Genomic DNA, 21,028 nt, shown 5'->3' with positions numbered 1-21,028 from the left:
GTTCACATTGGCTCCTCTTTCAAGGTGACGGCGCAGCTTTCGTTGTTCCATTACGCTGGTTAGTTTTTAACATTTTTGTAGGTTAACTAATCAAGTGAAGACATTCTGTAAAATTAATGACAGCAATGAGTGCAATAAGATTACTCTAGTCAATCAATATTCAGCGTAACGAAGAGAAAGGCTTGCGTTGTCGCCACGTCAAGAATTCAATGTGAACAACGCCCAGTTGCCAATTGATTGGTTACTGGGCGTGTGAAGCTTGAAAGCTCCAAGACTACAGGCTTGGAGCGGTTCCGGGCTGACCTAAGCAAGACTCTCTCGTAGTGAAGCGTCAAATTTGCGGTGAATGGTAACGTAAAATTGTCAAATATACCAATAAAACTTAATCACAAGACTGGCGTATTCTCCCAAGATTTGCTATAATCATTTTACATTTCATAGATGATTTAGTGATCAAGAGAGTAGCTGTTCATTTTTTATGTAGCGAGTTCGGGAAGGTGAGAGCCGAATTAAAAAAGAAGAGTGAAGCGTACTTGTGAAAATTTGCTTAGCAAACGGATATCTACCGTTATCAGATAAAGTGGGTTCGCATGAAGCGAACAATCAGAGTGGTACCGCGGGAATTCTCGTCTCTAGTGTTTTAAACGCTAGGGGCTTTTTGTTTGCCTTTAGCTATTAATCAATGAAACAAAATTAGGAGGAAAGAAAGAATGAATAACAAAGACATTGTCTCAAAAGCCATTTTTGATGTTGTCAAAGAAGACTTATCACTAGAACAAGTTCAACAATTATTGGAAAATCCGAAATCAGCAGATCACGGAGATGTTGCATTTCCAGCATTTTCATTAGCAAAAGTTTATCGTAAAGCTCCACAACAAATTTCAGCTGATTTAGCAGAAAAAATTGATGGTTCTTCTTTTGATAAAATTGAAGTTGTTGGACCTTACTTGAACTTTTTCATGAACAAGTCAGTGGTTAGTGAGTCAGTTTTATCCGAAGTAATTAAAGAAAAAAATCATTTTGGTGATACTCAACAAGGAAATAATGCCAATGTGCCAATCGATATGTCCTCACCAAATATTGCTAAACCAATTTCAATGGGACACTTACGTTCAACTGTTATCGGTAATTCTATTGGTTTCATTTTAGAAAAAGTTGGCTATAATCCAATTCGTATCAACCATTTAGGAGACTGGGGAACCCAATTTGGGAAGTTAATTGTTGCCTATAAAAAATGGAGTTCAGCAGAAGCCGTTCAAAGCAATCCGATTAAAGAACTTGTGGGAATCTATGTGAAATTCCATGATGAAGCTGAGACAGATCCATCACTAGAAGATGAGGCGCGTGCTTGGTTTAAAAAATTGGAAGATGGAGACGAAGAAACAATTGCTTTATGGAAATGGTTCCGTGAAGAGTCTTTGAAAGAATTCAATAAAGTTTATGATATGCTAGAAGTTTCTTTTGATTCATTAAATGGGGAAGCTTTCTACAACGATAAAATGAATGAAGTTGTGGATTTATTAGCAGAAAAAAATCTTTTAAAAGAAGATCAAGGGGCAGAAATTGTTGATCTTTCTAATTATGACTTAAATCCTGCTTTGATCCGCAAGTCTGATGGCGCTACTTTATATATTACTCGTGATATGGCAGCGGCGATTTATCGTAAACGTACGTATGACTTTGCTCAATCATTGTATGTAGTAGGAAATGAACAAAGTTATCATTTCAAACAATTAAAAGCTGTATTAAAAGAAATGGATTACGATTGGTCAGATGACATGCACCATATTCCATTTGGTTTGATTACTAAAGATGGTAAAAAATTATCTACTCGTAAAGGGAAAATTGTTTTACTTGAAGAAGTTTTAAATGAAGCTATTGATTCTGCGAAAGAACAAATTAGTGAGAAAAATCCAAACTTGGAAAACAAAGAGGAAGTTGCGAAACAAGTGGGTGTTGGTGCAGTTGTTTTCCACGATTTAAAAAATGATCGTCTAAATAATTTTGATTTCTCATTGGAAGAAGTGGTACGTTTTGAAGGTGAAACTGGACCTTACGTACAATATGCTCATGCCCGTGCGATGAGCTTGCTTGGAAAAGCTGGTTTTACTCCAAATGAAGAGACTGCCTATGCATTAAATGATGAAGACAGTTGGGAAGTTATCAAATTAATTCAACGTTATCCAGAAACAATTCAACAAGCGGCTACAAAATACGAACCGTCTGTGATTGCAAAACATGCGATTAAACTAGCGCAAGCCTTTAATAAGTATTATGCGAACGTAAAAGTTTTAGCAGATGATTCTGAAAAAGAAGCCCGTTTGGCACTTGTTTACGCAGTAACAGTACTATTAAAAGAAGACCTACGCTTGTTAGGTTTACACGCACCAGATAAAATGTAATAGAAAAAGCATGGACTCCTTTGTTTTGGAGTCCATGCTTTTTACGGTTTAGATGAAATCACTCGCAAACGTCGATAGTCGGTTACCCACTGTGTTTTTTGCCACAGTTTTCCTCGAGCGTTTTCTTCAAATCGAGTAAGAATTTCAAGTTGTTCCTCAGAATTAAAAGAAGACAATTCTGTTTCAAAAAACTGTTTGGCGAAATTTATTAAGCCGATTTGTCCACCTGAAAGAACTGTCGGGCGAGGGAAATCATAAATCTGATCTACCGTAAATCCATTTTTATTTAATAAATGTTGGAAGGAATCGACAGTTGGAAAAGTGAATTTTGAATGATACTCAACGTTGAAAGGAAGTAGGGCTTCTTGAAAACTTTCCTCAACTATTTTAATATTACCTTTAGCACCGAATTCACAGATCAATTTACCTTGTGAAGTTAGTGCTTGTTCGATGTTATAAATTAATTTTTCGTGATTGGAAATCCAATGGAAAGCAGCATTTGAAAAAACGATGTCCCATTGATTTTTATAGGTCATTGTTAATGCATCTTGAACTTGAAAATTGATTGTAGGAAAATTTTCTTGGGCTTGCCGAATCATTTCTTCCGATCCATCAATACCTAAGACCTCTCCGTAAGAAGCAAGTTGAGATGTTAAGGTTCCAGTGCCACAGCCAATATCTAGAATTTTTTGCCCTGATTTTATCGGTAGAAAACTTAGTAAATCTTTTCCATATTCAGAAATGAAGGGATGTTTTTCATCATAGGTATTTGGGTTCCATTTCAAAAAAAATCAACTCCTTTTATAAGAAAAAGCCACTGAATACTTAATCAGTAGCTTTTGTTAAATAGTTATAGTGAGTGTGCTCTAAAGAAAGCTTCCATTTTTTTTGCATCTTCTTCTGTTCTGGAAATAATAACAATTGTATCAAAACCAGCTAAAGAACAAACTTTTTCTTCCATCGATACTTCATCAATCGCAGCTGCTAGAATTGGAGCATTATCAGGAATCGTATTGATAATCGTCATAAATTGCACACGATCAATTTTAGTGACTACATCTTGGGTCATCAGAATTAGACGTTGTTTTTCTGATTCATTTGTTTGAGAATTATTTTCTTGAAATAATTCGAATTTTGCTTGCCCATTGCCATCTGGAGATTTAACAATTTGTAAGTCCCGGATATCTCTAGAAATCGTCGCTTGAGTTGCAGTAACTCCTTGATTTTCTAATAAATGCAATAATTCTTCTTGTGTTCGAATTGTATGATTAGTTACTAGTTGTTTAATTAGTACATGGCGATCAGCCTTACGCACTTTCTTCCACTCCTTTATGTATAGATATTCATTTCTATCATACCAAAACCTTAATGAAATAGATAGTTTAACCGTTAGAAATAGAATAAAATTTCTGTTTTTATGGATAAATATTGTAATAGTTATGTGGACTATTTGAATGTAGATACTCATTTTCTTGTTTTGCATGTGAATGGTAACATTTTCTATTTATTTGTAACAAAAAAAACGAATAAATAGTTTGCAATCTAAGAAATCATCTTGTATACTGTTAAAGGTGGCTCAGCAAGAATACTTGTTGAACAACCAAAATCCACATCTTACTTTATCTGCGAAGCGGTGCTGAGTAATCAGTTCTTCAACGAGTTAAGAAGTAGGAGAGGGAAAAAATAAAAACCAAATTGGAGGAAACAAAAATGGCAGTAATTTCTATGAAACAATTACTAGAAGCCGGCGTACACTTTGGTCACCAAACTCGTCGCTGGAACCCAAAAATGAAGAAATTTATCTTCACAGAAAGAAACGGTATCTATATCATTGACTTACAAAAAACAGTTAAATTAGTAGATGCAGCTTACGATTACATGAAAGACATCGCTGAAGATGGCGGTATCGCATTATTCGTAGGAACTAAAAAACAAGCTCAAGAAGCAATTAAAGAAGAAGCTATCCGCTCTGGTCAATACTATGTAAACCACCGTTGGTTAGGTGGAACTTTAACTAACTGGGAAACAATCCAAAAACGTATTACTCGTTTGAAATCAATCAATGCTATGGAAGAAGATGGAACTTTTGAAGTTCTACCTAAAAAAGAAGTATCTGGTTTGAACAAAGAACGTGAACGTTTAGAAAAATTCTTAGGTGGTATTGCTGATATGCCAAGAATTCCAGACGTAATGTACGTGGTTGACCCTCGTAAAGAACGTATTGCAATTCAAGAAGCGCATAAATTAAATATCCCAATCGTTGCTATGGTTGATACAAACTGTGACCCAGATGAAATCGACGTAATAATCCCATCAAATGACGACGCTATTCGTGCCGTTAAATTAATTACTGGTAAAATGGCAGATGCTTTCATCGAAGGAAACCAAGGTGAAGATCAAGTCGGCGAAAATGATTTCGTAGCTGAAGATGCTGCAACTTCAATCGAAGAAATCGTTGATGTTGTAGAAGGCGACAACGCACCAGCATAATAATGATTGAATGACGGAGCTGTTTCAAGGGCTAGGCGAAAAGCCGTACTCTCCTTTGAAACAGCTTTTTTTAAAAAACAAACTTAAATTTCGGGAGGAAATACAAAAATGGCTCAAATTTCAGCTAAATTAGTAAAAGAACTACGCGATATGACTGGCGTAGGTATGATGGATGCTAAAAAAGCATTAGTAGAAGTAGAAGGTGACATTGAAAAAGCGGTTGATTACTTACGTGAAAAAGGTATGGCTAAAGCTGCGAAGAAAAATGACCGTATTGCTGCTGAAGGTTTAGCTTCTGTTGCAGTAAATGGTAACTCTGCTGCAATCGTTGAAATCAACTCAGAAACTGACTTCGTTTCTAAAAATGAAAGATTCCAAACATTAGTAAGTGATATTGCTGAAGCAGTTGCAGCTAACAAACCAGCTGACTTAGATGCTGCAATGGAATTAGAAATTTCAACTGGTAAAATTTCTGATTCATTAATTGAAGCTACACAAGTAATTGGTGAAAAAATCAGCTTCCGTCGTTTTGAAGTTGTTGAAAAAGAAGATAACGCTGCATTTGGCGGATACCTACACATGGGTGGACGTATTGCTGTATTAGCAGTTGTTGAAGGAACAACTGATGAAGAAGTTGCTAGAGACGTAGCTATGCACGTTGCTGCTATCAACCCTCGTTATGTAGATGAGTCACAAATTCCTCAAGCGGAATTAGACCATGAAAAATCAGTATTAACTGAACAAGCATTAAACGAAGGCAAACCAGCTAACATCGTTGAAAAAATGGTTGTTGGTCGTTTGAACAAATTTAAAGCTGAAATTTCGTTAGTTGACCAACCATTCGTTAAAGATCCAGATGTAACTGTTGCGAAATATGTTGCTTCAAAAGGTGCAACTGTGAAATCATTTACTCGTTTTGAAGTAGGCGAAGGTATCGAAAAACGTGAAGATAACTTTGTAGAAGAAGTAATGAGCCAAGTGAAAAAATAAATCTGTTCCTGGAACAGATGGGAACGCATGAAAGTGCGCTCCCTTTTTTTAAGTAAAAATTGTTTGATAAAGTTTATAGTTCTAAACTGTCATAACTTTTTTAATATGCTACAATAGGAATAGAGAATTTACGGAGGAATCGTCATGGATAAACCAAAATATCAACGTGTTGTTTTAAAGTTAAGCGGAGAAGCTTTAGCTGGAGATGAAGGATTTGGAATCAAACCACCTACAATCCAAGAAATCGTTAAAGAATTAAAACAAGTACATGATTTAGGAGTAGAATTAGCTATTGTTGTTGGTGGCGGAAACATTTGGCGTGGACAAATTGGTGCACAAATGGGAATGGAAAGAGCCCAAGCCGATTATATGGGGATGCTTGCTACTGTAATGAATGCTTTAGCTTTACAAGATACTCTTGAAAATGCTGGCGTTCCAACTCGTGTGCAAACATCAATTGAAATGCGTCAAATTGCTGAACCATATATTCGTCGTCGTGCAGAGCGTCATTTGGAAAAAGGTCGCGTAGTTATTTTTGCTGGTGGAACAGGTAATCCATACTTTTCAACAGATACTACTGCAGCCTTAAGAGCAGCTGAAATCAATGCAGATGTGATTTTAATGGCTAAAAATAATGTTGATGGTGTGTATTCAGCCGATCCAAAACTTGATACAAGTGCAATTAAATTTGAAGAACTAACTCATTTAGACGTCATTTCTAAGGGTTTACAAGTAATGGATTCGACCGCAAGTTCTTTAAGCATGGATAATGATATTCCATTGGTTGTGTTCAATTTGAACGAACCAGGAAATATTCAACGTGCAATTTTAGGTGAAAATATTGGAACAACCGTAAGGGGGAAATAACATGGCAGATCAAATCTTAACAGAAGCAAAGGACAAAATGCAGAAAGCTGCGGATAGTTTACAACGGGAACTTGGACAAATTCGTGCGGGCCGTGCGAATGCAAGTTTATTAGACCGTGTGTCAGTTGTCTACTATGGTGTACCAACACCTTTAAATCAAATGGCTTCAATTACTATTCCAGAAGCACGTGTATTGATGGTAACACCATTTGATAAAACAATGTTAAAAGAAGTTGAAAAAGCGATCTTAGCTTCTGATTTAGGTATTACACCAAGTAATGATGGAACAGTGATTCGTTTGGTACTTCCTCAATTAACAGAGGAACGTCGTAAAGAATTAGCTAAAGAAGTGAAAAAATCTGCTGAAAGTGCAAAAGTGGCAGTCCGAAATGCTCGTCGTGATGCAATGGATGCATATAAAAAGCAAGAAAAAGCAAGCGAAATCACTGAAGATGATTTGAAAGATTCTGAAAAAGAAATTCAAGCATTAACAGATGACAGTGTTAAAGCACTAGACGCTATCGCAGCTGAAAAAGAAAAAGAACTTTTAGAAGTTTAATAAAGGAAAATCACACACATGAAATGAGAGTGTGTGATTTTTTTGTCTTTTGATGAATAAAATCTTGTTATTCTTTTAATTAATTAGCATGAATTGCTTTTTTTATAGGCAAGAATAGCGATTATTGTTATACTAATAAAGATTAATCTCGAAAATTCGAATGATAGGAGAGAACAAGATGTTACGTTTTTTTCCACAAAAAAACAAATATACTCAAGAAGATAGTGAGCATGAGTTTCAATTGAATGGACCGATTCCTAAGCATGTGGCTATTATTATGGATGGAAATGGCCGATGGGCTCAAAATAGACGTTTACCTCGTGTAGCAGGACATAAAGAAGGAATGGAAACTGTCAAACAAGTGACCAAACATGCTTCTAAATTAGGTGTTAAAGTCTTAACACTTTATGCTTTTTCTACCGAAAATTGGAAACGTCCAACTGATGAAGTAGAATTTTTGATGCAATTACCCGTAGATTTTTTTGACACATTTGTACCAGAGTTGATTGAAGAAAATGTTCGAGTCCATGTTATGGGATACAAGGAATACTTACCAGCACATACCCAAAATGCGGTAGAAAGAGCAATCGAACAGACTAAAAATAATACAGGGATGGTCTTAAATTTTGCTTTAAATTATGGTAGTCGGGCAGAAATTGTTTCTGCTGTACAGGCTGTCTATGATGAAGTTTCTAACCAGTCTGGTGATTCAGAAATGATTAATGAAGAAATGATTGCCAATCATTTGATGACAGGTTTCTTATCCAAAGAACTGAGAGATCCAGAATTAGTGATTCGAACAAGTGGGGAAGAACGAATCAGTAATTTCTTACTTTGGCAAATTGCGTATAGTGAATTGTTCTTTACACAAGCATTGTGGCCTGACTTTAATGAGTCTTTACTAGAAACTGCAATTGCAAGTTTTCAAAACAGAGACCGTCGTTTTGGCGGAATTAAAAATAAGGGGGAAACTAAATGAGACAACGAGTCATTACCGCTGTTGTTGCGCTAGCTCTTTTTTTACCATTAATTTATTTTGATTTTGGTGGGGTTTCAGTTGCATTATTAGGAGCTGCATTAGCTGCAGTAGGAGTATATGAGTTATTCAGAATGAAAGGCTTAGCTATTCTAAGTTTTGAAGGGGTTTTATCCGCTTTAGGAGCTATTATTTTAGTTTTACCGCAAGATCCTTGGTTTTCATTCTTACCTGAAAAAACGGATAAATTTATGCTGTATTATCTAATTGTTATGTTGCTTTTAGGTGTGTCAGTTATTTCGAAAAATACGTATACGATTGATGAAACTGGATTTCCAGTAATTGTCAGCCTGTATGTAGGAATGGGTTTCCAAAGTTTTGTCAATGCGAGATTAGAAAGTTTAGCCGTTTTAGTGTTTGGACTATTTGTTGTATGGGCGACAGATATTGGTGCATATATGGTAGGTAGAAAATATGGTAGTCGCAAGTTATGGCCAGAAATTTCTCCGAACAAAACGGTAGAGGGAGCTGCTGGAGGAATTCTCAGTGCAGTAGTCGTTGCAGCAATCTATTTACTAGCTTATCCGGGGAAAGAATATTTTGGACATCCATCTTACTTGATGATTCTACTAACGGTGATTTTATCGATTGTCGGTCAATTTGGTGATTTAGTTGAGTCGGCCTTTAAACGTCATTACGGAGTCAAAGATTCAGGTAAAATATTGCCGGGTCATGGTGGTATCCTAGATCGCTTTGACAGTTTATTATTTGTTTTTCCAATCATGCACTTATTAGGGATTTTTTAAAAGTAGAAAGTTATTTCTGATGTCGACTCGGAAATAACTTTTTTTGTTTCAAACTACTATTTATTCAAAATCATTTTTTGAAAATAAAACATATAGTCGTAACTTTTACTTAAGAGGAAAATTCTTGATGATTATCTTTGTCTCATAAAGAAAAAAGTTCAGTTTTTATCTTTGTCTGTAATGTTTTTAAAACAGTTGAAATAAAAATTTGATTCTTTTCAATGTTTTTTTACGAAAATGGTGAAATTTCGGTTGTTTAGGTTAAATTCATGTTACAAAGTGGGGGATTAATTGTGAATCATTACAGATATGATAAAATAGTGGAGTATTGAAACTAAATTAAATAAGAAATAGAGAGGAATGGACAGATGAGGACTGTTTTAGTATTTTTAATCGTCTTCTCCGTTGTGGTTGTTATCCATGAATTTGGTCATTTCTATTTTGCAAAACGTGCAGGAATTTTAGTGCGAGAATTTGCAATCGGAATGGGACCAAAATTATATAGTCATCAAGGTAAGGATGGAACTACTTATACAATTCGGGCTTTGCCAATGGGCGGTTATGTCCGTATGGCAGGATATGAAGACGAAGAGGAATTAAAGGCAGGAATGCTTATTGGACTTGTTCTCGATGAACAAGATCAAGTCATCAAAATTAATACGAGTCAAAAAATTCAATTAGCAAATGCAATTCCTTTTGAAGTAGCAAGTTTTGATTTATTGGATGAGTTAATATTGACGGGTTTTATTAATGGCGATGAAAGTCAGACAGTGACTTACCAAGTGAACCATGATTCCTTGATTATTGAGGAAGATGGCACAGAAGTTCGTATTGCACCAAGAGATGTTCAATTTCAATCAGCTAAATTATGGCAAAGAATGTTAACTAATTTTGCAGGACCGATGAACAATTTCATTTTAACCTTAGTTTTAATCATGGGTATGGTGTTTGTACGTGGCTATGTAGTGAATAATAATTCTACAGTAGTTCGTGTCGTTTCTGACGGAGTGGCAGAATTGGCTGGTTTGCAAGAGGGGGACGAAATTCTTGCTATTGATCAGGAAGAGGTCACTACCTGGAATGAAGTAGTAGAAATTGTTCGAGTAAGTCCTAATCAGGAATTACAAGTAGAAATAAAACGTGGTACAGATTCACAAACAATTGCAATGACACCGGAAGCAGTCGAAATAAATGATCAAACAATTGGTCAATTAGGCATTCAAGCCCCTATTGAAACTGGATTTTGGGCAAAAATAAAAGGTGGATTTAGAGAGAGCTTGGAAATGTTTTTAGGTATTGTTCGAGCTTTGCGTGGATTGATTACCAACTTTAGTTTAAACCAATTGGGAGGACCCGTAGCAATTATGGAAATGTCTTCTCAGGCTGCAAGACAAGGGCCAATGACTGTGATATATTTGATGGCAATGATTTCTGTCAATCTTGGGATTTTTAATTTATTACCTATCCCAGGTTTAGACGGTGGTAAATTATTACTGAATATTTTCGAAGGTGTTCGGGGGAAACCTTTAAGTCAAGAAAAAGAAGGACTAATTACCTTGGTAGGTTTTAGTTTATTATTATTATTGATGGTGCTTGTTACTTGGAACGATATCCAACGATTCTTTTTTAGATAAAAAGCTTTGGATAGGGTGAAGTAGAGGAGATAAAAATGAAACAGTCGAAATTACTGATTCCGACCTTGCGAGAAATTCCAGAAGAAATTGATTCTCGTAACTATAGATTATTATTACAGGCTGGTTTTATTCGCCAAGTTTCTAGTGGAATCTATATGTATTTACCTTTAGCTGTTAGAGTGATTAAGAAAATCAAGACAATCATTCGTGAAGAATTTGCTGAGATTGACGGTACTGAACTACAGATGCCAACATTGATGCCTAGTAAGTTAATGGGATTATCCGATGATTTAGAAGATCAGGGGACTTTTACAACGGTTGATCAAAATAATCAAAACTATGTATTAGGAAGTAATGATATTGAGTTTTTTTTGGATTTGGTTCAAACTGAAATTCATTCTCATAAGCAATTACCTTTAAGTTTGTATCAAATACAAACAAATTATCAAGATAAAGTGTATCCAAATTCTGGCTTGATGGGTTCTAGAGAATTTACAAGTTGTACCAGTTATTCATTTCATGATTCAGAAAAAAGTTTAGAAGATTTCTATCGCAAATACGAACAAGTCTATCGAAAGATTTTAACTCGTTGCGAATTAGAGTTCAAAAGTGTAGTTGGTGACAGTGGATTATCTAATGGTAAAGATACCAAAGAATTTATCGCATTATCGGAGATTGGAGAAACAACTATTTGTGTCTCCAATCAAAGTGATTATGCTGCAAATCTGGATCGAGCAACTAGTCTATACACTGGCAAAAAATCTCATGCGACCTATGTAGATTTGGAGGAAGTAGCTACACCAAACCAGAAATCTGTTTCCGAATTAGCTCATTTTCTAGACGTTACACCGCAAAAAATTATTAAGAGCTTATTATTTATAGCAGATGATGAGCCAGTTTTAGTATTGATGAGAGGAGACCATGAGTTAAATCTTGTCAAAGTGAAAAACTTTTTAGGTGTTAAGAAATTAAATCCAGCTACTAATGAAGAGGCAGAAAATTTATTGGGAGTTGGATTGGATTGGATTGGGCCAGTTCACGTATCCAATATTAGTATCTATGCTGATAATTATGTAGCCGATTTGGTGAATGCTGTTGCTGGTGCTAATCAAGAAGATGCTCATTATCTTCATGTGAATTCCAATCGAGATTTTGAGCCAAAAGCTTATGGGGATTTTCGATTAATTCAAGAAGGCGATCCTTCACCAGATGGTTCTGGCGAGTTAGTGTTCAAAAAAGGAATTGAAGTTGCAAAACTTCTTAAAGTGGGTACAGATTATTCAGAAAATATTGAAGCTACGATTGAAAATGAAGAAGGTCAACATACTTTAGTGCAAATTGGTAGTTATCAACTCAATATCAATCGTTTACTGGCAGCAATTGTTGAACAAAATAGCAATGAAGGAACCATTACTTGGCCGAAAGCCATTGCACCGTTTGATTTACATCTTCTTCAAATTGATATGCGAGACGATTATCAAACTAGGTTGACACTAGAAGTAGAAGAAGCCATGCGAGATTCTGGTTATGAAGTATTGGTAGATGATCGGAAGATACATTCGGATTTAAAAATTAATGAAGCAGATTTAATCGGCTGTCCGATTCGTATTACGGTTGGACAAAAAGCATTTGAGGGAATTGTAGAAGTAAAGATTAAAAAGACTGGTGCTACTTTGGAAGTCCGTAAAGAAGAGCTAGCAAATACTTTAAGTATTTTATTAACAAGTGAATAAATTGGAATCTAGGACAAGCATCAAAATGATGGGAGTTCTAGATTTTTTTAATGAAAACATCAGAAAAAAAGAGTATACTAAAAGTTACGAGAGATTTTGTTATTAGGAATTATTCTATGTAACAAAGTGAGAAAAAGTAGCTAAAAATTTAATGAAGTACAGGAGGGACAGACTTGTCTAAAGAAAAAGAAAAGTTCGATATTTTGTTGGAGCAAATGAATTTAGATCCAGAAACTAAAAATCATCCTTTAATTCGAACCGGAAAAATAACAGAAGTCGTTGTCCATCGTCAATCAAAATGTTGGTCTTTTACGTTAAATTTTGACAAATTATTGCCAAGTTTGTTGTACCAGAACTTTCGACAACATCTAGAACTTGCTTTCAAAGATATTGCTAGCACACAATTAACTATTCAAGTAGCTGACGACAGTTTTGACGAAAAATTATTACAAGACTATTGGAGCTTGGCATTAAATAATGAAAACTGTGATACCCCTCTTATTCAACAGGTGTTACGAGCGCAGTTACCCATCATGTCAGAAAATAAGATTTTGTTATCTGTGACGAATGAATCAGTGGTTTCAATTTTACAACAACAATATTTGCCAATTATTGAAAAAAATTATCAAGCTTTTGGATTTGGACGTTTCAGAATTTCACCTGTATTAGATGCTAAACAAGCAGAAGCAGATCGAAAAAAATTAGAACAACGTCAACAAGAACAACAAGAAGCTTTTATGCAACAGGCTGCTGAAAGTTTAGCTATGCATGAACAACGGAAAAAAGAGAAAAAACAAGAACCTGCTTTTGAGGGTCCAATTAGTTTAGGTCGAAATATTCCTGTGGATGAAATAGTGACACCGATGGCTAACATTTTAGAAGAAGAACGTCGAATGACAATTGAAGGTTATATTTTTGACAAAGAAATCCTTGAATTAAAATCAGGACGCTCAATTTTAACTCTAAAAATTACCGACTATACTTCCTCTTTTGTTGTGAAGAAGTTTTCTAATAATGACAGAGACAAACAAATTTTTGAAGCAATTGCTAAGGGATCTTGGGTGAAAGCTCGAGGTAGTATTCAAGAAGATAATTACATGAGAGATTTAGTGATGATGGCTCAAGATATTGTGGAAGTCCAACATGAAACTCGCAAAGATTATGCACCAGAAGACGAAAAAAGAGTAGAGCTTCATATGCATTCCAATATGAGTACGATGGATGCCACCAATAATGTGGCTGATTTAGTTGCTCAAGCTGGTAAATGGGGACATAAGGCAATTGCCATCACTGACCATGGGGGAGCCCAATCCTTTCCTGATGCCCATCAAGCTGGAAAAAAAGCTGGGGTGAAAATCATTTATGGTGTAGAGGCGAATATAGTAGATGATGGAGTAGAAGTTGCTTATAATGCTCAGCCAGTCCCTCTGAATGATGCTACTTACATTGTATTTGACGTGGAAACCACTGGGCTTTCTGCTGTCTATGATACGATTATTGAATTAGCCGCAGTCAAAATGCACAAAGGAAACGTCGAAGCCTCTTTTGATGAATTTATTGATCCTGGACATCCACTTTCAAGTACGACGGTTAATTTAACCGGAATTACCGATGCCATGGTCAAAGGGTCTAAATCTGAAGAAGAAGTCTTACGTTTATTCCGAGAATTTTCTGAGGGAGCAATTTTAGTTGCCCACAATGCTTCTTTTGATATGGGTTTCTTAAATATGAGCTATAAAAGATATGGCATACCAGAGGCAGATAATCCAGTTATTGATACCTTGGAGTTAGCTAGATATTTGTATCCTCAGTATAAACGTTTTGGTTTGGGAATTTTATCTAAGAAGTTTGGTGTTTCTTTAGAACAACATCACCGAGCGATTTATGATGCGGAAGCAACCGGACATTTGGCTTGGATTTTTGTTAAGGAAGCGATGGAAAACCATGAAATGTATTTGCATGAGGATTTAAACCGACATGTGGGTGGGGCAAACTCTATTAAAGCAGCCCGTCCATTCCATGCAACTATTCTTGTAAAAACACAAGCAGGATTGAAGAATTTATTTAAATTAATTTCAATGTCTAATGTGAAGTATTTCCATGACAAAGCACCACGAATTCCTCGTTCAGAATTAGCAAAATTACGAGAAGGTTTGATGGTAGGAACTGCTTGTGACAAGGGTGAAGTATTTGTAGCCATGATGCAAAAAGGTTATGAAGCCGCTAAAGAGCTAGCAGAATTTTATGATTATATTGAAGTTATGCCTAAACCAGTCTACGCGCCATTAATTGAACAAGAATTGGTCAAAAGCGAAAAAGATTTGGAAGATATTATTCAAAAATTAGTTTCTATTGGTCAAGAATTAGGCAAACCTGTAGTCGCTACGGGAAATGTTCATTATTTAAATGAAGTGGATTCTATTTATCGTAAAATTTTAATCAACTCTATGGGTGGAGCCAATCCATTAAATCGCCACACATTGCCAAAAGTTCATTTCAGAACGACTGATGAAATGTTAACAGAGTTCCAATTTTTAGGGAGTGATTTGGCAAAAGAATTAGTTGTCACTAATCCAAATGCTTTAGTCGATACTTGTGAGACAGTCGTTCCCGTCAAAGATGACTTATATACTCCTAAAATTCCTGGTTCTGAGCAAGAAATTACTGATTTAAGTTACAATCGTGCGAAAGAATTATATGGTAATCCTTTACCTGAGATTGTTGAAAAACGTTTGAAGAAGGAATTAGACTCGATTATTGGGAATGGGTTCTCCGTTATTTATTTGATTTCTCAAAAATTAGTACACAAGAGTAATGAGGACGGTTATTTAGTTGGATCACGTGGATCGGTGGGATCTAGTTTTGTCGCTACAATGACGGGGATTACAGAAGTAAATCCTTTAGCTCCTCATTACCACTGTCCAGATTGTAAGTATTCAGAGTTCTATGAAGATGGTTCTTATGGTTCTGGTTTTGATATGCCAGAAAAAGCTTGTCCAAATTGTGGCACTCGCTTGAAAAAAGATGGACATGATATTCCTTTCGAAACTTTCTTAGGTTTCCACGGAGATAAAGTTCCCGATATTGATTTGAACTTTTCTGGAGAATACCAACCAGAGGCTCATAACTATACCAAAGTTTTATTTGGGGAAGATTATGTATTTAGAGCTGGAACAATTGGTACTGTTGCGGATAAAACGGCGTTTGGTTTCGTAAAAGCGTTTGAACGTGATAATAACATGCATTTACGCAGTGCAGAAATTGACCGCTTGGCAAAAGGAGCAACTGGTGTAAAACGAACAACTGGTCAGCATCCGGGTGGGATTATTGTTATACCTGATTATATGGACGTTTATGATTTTACGCCAATTCAATATCCAGCAGATGATTTAGGATCAGAATGGCGCACGACTCACTTTGATTTTCATTCAATCCATGATAATATCTTGAAACTCGATATACTTGGACATGATGATCCTACGGTTATTCGAATGCTTCAAGATTTATCCGGAATTGATCCAGTGACGATTCCAACTGATGATCCTGAAGTAATGCGTATTTTTGAAGGAACAGATGTTTTAGGCGTTACTTCCGAGCAAATTTATTCAAGAACTGGGACACTGGGAATACCTGAATTTGGTACACGATTTGTACGAGGAATGTTGGATCAAACTCATCCATCAACTTTTGCAGAATTGTTGCAGATTTCAGGATTGTCTCATGGGACAGATGTTTGGTTAGGAAATGCAGAAGAGTTAATCAGTAAAGGTACCGCAGATTTGGCCAATGTAATTGGTTGTCGGGATGATATCATGGTTTATTTGATGCATGCTGGCTTGGACGATGGTTTAGCCTTTAAGATTATGGAGAGTGTACGTAAAGGGAAAGGTATTCCAGATGATTGGCAAGAAGAAATGCGTAAACAAAATGTACCAGAATGGTATATTGATTCCTGCTTAAAAATTAAATATATGTTCCCGAAAGCCCATGCAGCAGCTTATGTATTGATGGCTTTACGGGTTGCTTATTTCAAAGTTTACTTCCCGATTCTTTATTATTGTGCGTATTTTTCTGTTCGTGCCGATGATTTTGATTTAGTTGCAATGGCGAGAGGGAAAGAAGCAGTAAAAGATCGTATGAAAGAAATCAATGACAAAGGCATGGATGCATCAACCAAAGAAAAGAACTTATTAACTGTTTTAGAGTTATGTAATGAAATGTTAGAAAGAGGCTTTGAATTTGGAATGATTGATTTATATAAATCAGATGCAGAAAATTTTGTGATTGAAGGGAATAAATTAATTGCACCATTTAGAGCAGTTCCAAGTTTAGGTCTAAACGTTGCTAAACAGATTGTGGAAGCTCGTAAGGACGGTCCGTTTCTTTCGAAAGAGGATTTAGCGAACCGAGGAAAAGTATCTAAAACGTTAATTGAATACATGACAGACAATGGAGTTTTGAAGGATTTACCTGATGAAAATCAACTTTCCTTGTTTGATATGTTTTAAAACAAAAACCGCAAGAAAGCTATTTAAAGTTTTCTTGCGGTTTTTTTATTGCTATATAGTCAAAATAACTGGCGATTAAAACTTCCAGAACAAAACTCCGAAAACTCATTGGTCGTGCAAGAGCGCCAAGAGCCTCTTTTCAGAGTCTCCTCGGCTGCTGACGTTCAAACTCTGACTAAGTGCTAATCGCACTAAGTCAGAGTAACTCATTCAGCTCTTTAGAACACGACCACTAACTTTCTCCGTTTTGTTCTTCCAGTTTCTAACAGTAAGTGTTATTTTTAACTAATGTATTTATCATTTAATTAGCATAAAAGCAATCCACGTCAAAAACTGGAAGTCTGACTAGGAAGAAAAGCTTCATCGCAGGCTAAAGATGAGAATGAATTATGCAGAGTAGGAATAAGCAGTTTTCTACTTCCTACCCTGCATTTGAATGGCCGAAAGCTTTGAGACTTCCTAGAGGCTCAGAGCAGTCTCCTTCATTTTTTTGTTTGACTATAATCATCAACTTTTATCTATAAATTAAATGCGTGTCAGTTTTGCAACAACTTCGCAACGGGCGGTTTGTGGAAACATATCTACGGATTGTAAATAGTCTACTTTAAAGACTTTAGAAAGTCTTTTTAAATCTTTTGCTAAAGTTGATACATTACATGAAACATAAACGAGTTTTTTTGGCGTATGTTTTAATAAAGCTTCAAGTAGTTTATCATCGAGACCTGTTCGTGGCGGATCAACAACAATACTGTCTGGTTTAAATCCTTGATTTAACCATTGAGGAAGTAATTCTTCGGCAGTTCCCGTTTCGTAGTGGGTATTGGCATATCCCATACGATCAGCATTGCGTTTGGCATCATCAATCGCTTGAGGAATAATATCCATCCCACGAACTTCTTTGGCTTGATCAGCAACACTTAACCCAATTGTTCCTACTCCGCAGTAGGCATCTACTACTGTTTCATTTTTGGTGATGTCTAGTGCTTTAATTGCTTCTTTGTATAAAACACTTGTCTGTTTGGGATTTAATTGGAAAAATGCTCGAGCTGATAGATCAAAAATTAAACCATTCAAATGCTCTTCAATCGCTTCTTTACCCCATAGATGAATGGTATCATCTCCCATAATTAAAGAAGTTTTTTTACTTTGAACGTTTTGCATAATCGACACTACTTGTGGTAAGCGTTGGTTAATTTCACGAATCAAGGCATTTTTTTGTGGTAATTTTGGAGAATTAGTAATAAAAACTAACTGTACTTCTCCAGTTTCAATTCCAATTCGAACCATCAAAGTTCTTAAAATACCTGAATTTTTACGTTCATCATAAATTGGAAGTTGATACTTGTTGACTAACTGCATGACGGTATTAATTACTTTTTGGGTCGTTTCTTCTTGAACCAAACAATCATCAATCGCCACTAAACGATGGGAGTTTGGTTCATACAAACCAGCTTCAGCTCTTTTTTGTTGCTCATTGTATCGAATCTGAAATTGAGCTTTATTACGATAATACCAAGGATTGTCCATTCCTAGAGTGTCACGAAGCTCATAGTTTTGATAGTTTTTTGGTTTAAATTTAGCGAGTGCTTGAGCCAGTAAATCTTTTTTGAAATCTAGTTGTTTTTTGTAAGCTAGATGTTGTAGTTGACAACCACCACAGCGATCATAAAATTTACAAGGTGGTTGTATGCGATCTTTGCTAGTTTTCAAGATTTTTGTTAAAGCAGCCTCTGCAAAGGTTGGTGTTGCTTTAGTGACTTTTACCTGAACTTCTTCTCCAGGTAACGCTCTGGGAACAAAAACTATCAGACGTTTGTAGTAGCCGATTCCTTCGCCATTAATTCCTAGTCGTTTAATTTTTAGTTGTAATTGTTGTCCATTGGTTAATTGAATTGCCATAATAACTCCTAATCATTTTCATAGATTTAATCTTATATATTTTAACATAGTTCAACCCTTTTGAAGATAGAATATGTTACAATAGAATGTATGTTCGTAAACGATAGTGATTAATTAAAATAAAATCTCAATTTATTAGTAAAAGGAGCGAGCTAAAGATGAAGGTAACAAAAGTACTTAAAGACAAAGGTGATTTTTATCAAATTTATTTTGACAATAAACAAAAAATTCGTGTGTCTGAAGATTTATTGGTTCGTTTTCGTCTTTTAAAAGATAGTGAGATTGATGAAGAAACCTTCCAAGAATTAAAAAAAAGTGCCGGATATGATGTTGGGCTCCAACTATCAATGAATTATATTAGTTATCAATTACGAACAGAACAAGAAGTCAGAACTTATTTAAAAGACCGTGAAATTACTAACCAAGATATTCATAAAATAATTATTCGCTTAAAAGAACTTCAATTAGTAGATGATCTAAACTATGGAAAAAGTTATATTCGTACTCAATTAAGATTAAGCGATAAAGGGCCGACAGCTTTGAAGCAACAGCTTTTTAAAAAAGGACTTAAAGCAGATATAATTGAAGAAGTTTTATATTTGTATACTGAGGAAGATCAATTTAATATCGCCTATAAAACTGCAACAAAGAGTTTAAAGACGATTCACGGAAAAAGTCACAAAGAAACTTTACAAAAATTACGCATGAAGCTGATGCAAAAGGGCTTTTCTGGTGATATTATTTCATCTGTTATGAGTGAGATACCTGATGAAATAGACGAAGATGCCGAATGGGAAGCCTTGCAGAAAGCTGGAAATATGCTTTTAAGAAAATTTGCATCAGATAAATATAAAATAAAACAAAAATTGTATCAAAAAGGTTTTGAATTAGATTTAATTCAACGATTTATTGACGAGGAAGTAGTAGATGAAAACTGAAAATTGGCATAAATGGTCACAAACCGAAATAGATGAATTTCAAGAAATATTTTTAAATTGGTATCATCAGGAAAAACGGAATCTCCCTTGGCGAGCAAATACGAATCCTTATAATATTTGGATTTCCGAAATTATGTTGCAACAAACAAGAGTAGATACTGTTATTGGTTATTATTATCGTTTTATGGAAACTTTTCCAACCATCAAGGATTTGGCAGAAGCAGATGAACAAAAACTTTTAAAAGTTTGGGAGGGATTAGGTTACTATTCTCGGGCAAGAAACTTAAAAGTTGCTGCCAAACAAATTATGGAAGAGTTTGATGGGAATTTTCCTAGTACTCCAGAGGAAATTAATACATTAAAGGGGATTGGTCCTTATACAACGGGAGCGATAAGTAGTATTTCTTTTGGTTTACCTGAACCGGCAATTGATGGCAATATTATGCGAGTTGTTAGTCGCTTGTTTGAAATTGAAGATGATATTGCTAAAGCCAGTAGTCGTAAAACTTTTGATGCTGCAACCAGACAAATTCTTTCTCACGAACAACCAGGTGAGATGAATCAAGCCTTTATGGATTTAGGCTCAAGTATATGTACACCCACATCTCCTAACTGTGGAGAGTGTCCTATTCAAAAATTCTGTCTGGCGTATAAAGATAATCGTCAAACTGATTTTCCAATCAAAACTAAAAAAATCAAACCCAAAGATGTTTATTATGTGGCCGGAGCTATTGAAAATAATCAAGAGGAATTTTTGTTGATTCAACGTCCAGAAACAGGTTTATTGGCAAATATGTGGCATTTTCCTCTACAAGAAGTTAGCAAAGAAGAGTACGTAGAACTTTATCAAAGCTGGAAAAAAGAAGAGAGCAATCAGCTAGAATTAGAACTAGTGGCGGAAGACTTAACGCCACAAATATTTGAAGAATTACCGGTGATTTGGCAGAAACGACACTTTGAAGAAATTACTCATGTCTTTAGTCATTTGCGATGGCATGTGTTGCTTTTTTACGGTCGAGCAGGCAAATCTTTTCAACTAGAACGAAGTCAGTGGGCGATGGAAGAAAATTTTACTTCAATTGTTTTTCCGAAGCCACAACAAAAATTAGTAGCCCAATTTAACAAATATCAGAAAGTTGATAAACATTTCTAGTCAAGGACTTGTTTTATTGCTATAATGTTTACGATGTCGGTGTAATGAACACCCAAACAAATGCGAATGATTC

General features: G+C 35.5%; 15 protein-coding genes and 1 other annotated feature. Of the genes, 12 read left to right on the top strand and 3 right to left on the bottom strand.

Annotation, left to right across the window (positions count from 1 at the left end):
- Positions 1–440 precede the first annotated feature (440 nt).
- Positions 441–637: a binding site (T-box leader), on the top strand.
- A 73-nt stretch (positions 638–710) separates the two neighbouring features.
- Positions 711–2,402, top strand: coding sequence for an arginine--tRNA ligase (argS, locus tag AC4BBX_RS03935; RefSeq protein ID WP_490455164.1), 1,692 nt, complete (start codon positions 711–713; stop codon positions 2,400–2,402).
- A 41-nt stretch (positions 2,403–2,443) separates the two neighbouring features.
- Here the strand turns inward: argS and AC4BBX_RS03930 are convergent, their stop codons facing one another.
- Complete coding sequence (locus AC4BBX_RS03930) at positions 2,444–3,187, bottom strand: class I SAM-dependent methyltransferase (RefSeq protein ID WP_490455163.1); 744 nt, start codon at positions 3,185–3,187, stop codon at positions 2,444–2,446.
- A 65-nt stretch (positions 3,188–3,252) separates the two neighbouring features.
- Positions 3,253–3,717 carry an arginine repressor gene (locus tag AC4BBX_RS03925; RefSeq protein ID WP_490455162.1) on the bottom strand — a complete coding sequence of 155 codons (465 nt, stop codon included), beginning with the start codon at positions 3,715–3,717 and terminating at the stop codon, positions 3,253–3,255.
- Positions 3,718–4,112: 395 nt separating this feature from the next.
- Between AC4BBX_RS03925 and rpsB the strand changes: the two genes are divergently transcribed.
- The 9 genes from rpsB to AC4BBX_RS03880 all read left to right on the top strand — a co-directional run bounded on the left by rpsB (position 4,113) and on the right by AC4BBX_RS03880 (position 16,965).
- The gene (rpsB, locus tag AC4BBX_RS03920) at positions 4,113–4,892 is read left to right on the top strand and encodes a 30S ribosomal protein S2 (protein WP_490455161.1); all 780 of its coding nucleotides are present in this window, start codon (positions 4,113–4,115) and stop codon (positions 4,890–4,892) included.
- 108 nt (positions 4,893–5,000) lie between these two features.
- A complete protein-coding gene (tsf, locus tag AC4BBX_RS03915) occupies positions 5,001–5,882 on the top strand; it encodes a translation elongation factor Ts (protein WP_490455160.1) in 882 nt (293 codons plus the stop codon).
- A 144-nt stretch (positions 5,883–6,026) separates the two neighbouring features.
- A complete protein-coding gene (gene pyrH, locus AC4BBX_RS03910; protein ID WP_490455159.1) occupies positions 6,027–6,749 on the top strand; it encodes a UMP kinase in 723 nt (240 codons plus the stop codon).
- Between the two features lies 1 nt (position 6,750).
- Positions 6,751–7,308 (top strand): ribosome recycling factor, encoded by a 558-nt coding sequence (gene frr / locus AC4BBX_RS03905; protein ID WP_490455158.1) that lies wholly within the window; start codon positions 6,751–6,753, stop codon positions 7,306–7,308.
- Between the two features lie 178 nt (positions 7,309–7,486).
- The gene (gene uppS / locus AC4BBX_RS03900; protein ID WP_490455157.1) at positions 7,487–8,287 is read left to right on the top strand and encodes an undecaprenyl pyrophosphate synthase; all 801 of its coding nucleotides are present in this window, start codon (positions 7,487–7,489) and stop codon (positions 8,285–8,287) included.
- Complete coding sequence (locus tag AC4BBX_RS03895) at positions 8,284–9,090, top strand: phosphatidate cytidylyltransferase (protein WP_490455156.1); 807 nt, start codon at positions 8,284–8,286, stop codon at positions 9,088–9,090. Before uppS ends, AC4BBX_RS03895 begins: the two co-directional genes overlap by 4 nt.
- A 368-nt stretch (positions 9,091–9,458) precedes the next feature.
- Positions 9,459–10,724 carry an RIP metalloprotease RseP gene (rseP, locus tag AC4BBX_RS03890; protein WP_490455155.1) on the top strand — a complete coding sequence of 422 codons (1,266 nt, stop codon included), beginning with the start codon at positions 9,459–9,461 and terminating at the stop codon, positions 10,722–10,724.
- 35 nt (positions 10,725–10,759) lie between these two features.
- Entirely contained in the window at positions 10,760–12,457 is a 1,698-nt protein-coding gene (locus AC4BBX_RS03885) for a proline--tRNA ligase (protein WP_490455154.1), read from the top strand.
- Positions 12,458–12,630: 173 nt separating this feature from the next.
- Positions 12,631–16,965 (top strand): PolC-type DNA polymerase III, encoded by a 4,335-nt coding sequence (locus tag AC4BBX_RS03880; RefSeq protein ID WP_490455153.1) that lies wholly within the window; start codon positions 12,631–12,633, stop codon positions 16,963–16,965.
- Positions 16,966–17,490: 525 nt separating this feature from the next.
- On the opposite strand, the gene rlmD is transcribed toward AC4BBX_RS03880, so the two are convergent.
- On the bottom strand, positions 17,491–18,864 hold the full coding sequence (gene rlmD, locus AC4BBX_RS03875; protein WP_490455152.1) for a 23S rRNA (uracil(1939)-C(5))-methyltransferase RlmD: 1,374 nt from the start codon (positions 18,862–18,864) through the stop codon (positions 17,491–17,493).
- A gap of 158 nt (positions 18,865–19,022) precedes the next feature.
- On the opposite strand from rlmD, the gene recX reads away from it, so the two are divergent.
- Both recX and mutY read left to right on the top strand, forming a co-directional pair.
- Positions 19,023–19,802 (top strand): recombination regulator RecX, encoded by a 780-nt coding sequence (gene recX, locus AC4BBX_RS03870; protein ID WP_490455151.1) that lies wholly within the window; start codon positions 19,023–19,025, stop codon positions 19,800–19,802.
- The gene (gene mutY, locus AC4BBX_RS03865) at positions 19,792–20,955 is read left to right on the top strand and encodes an A/G-specific adenine glycosylase (RefSeq protein WP_490455150.1); all 1,164 of its coding nucleotides are present in this window, start codon (positions 19,792–19,794) and stop codon (positions 20,953–20,955) included. The genes recX and mutY overlap by 11 nt, the downstream gene beginning before the upstream one ends.
- Positions 20,956–21,028: the final 73 nt, after the last annotated feature.

The sequence above is a fragment of the Enterococcus sp. AMC1157 genome (assembly GCF_058216555.1).
The sequence above is the reverse complement of the archived record's forward strand: the minus strand, read 5'-3'. Positions and strand labels throughout refer to the sequence as shown.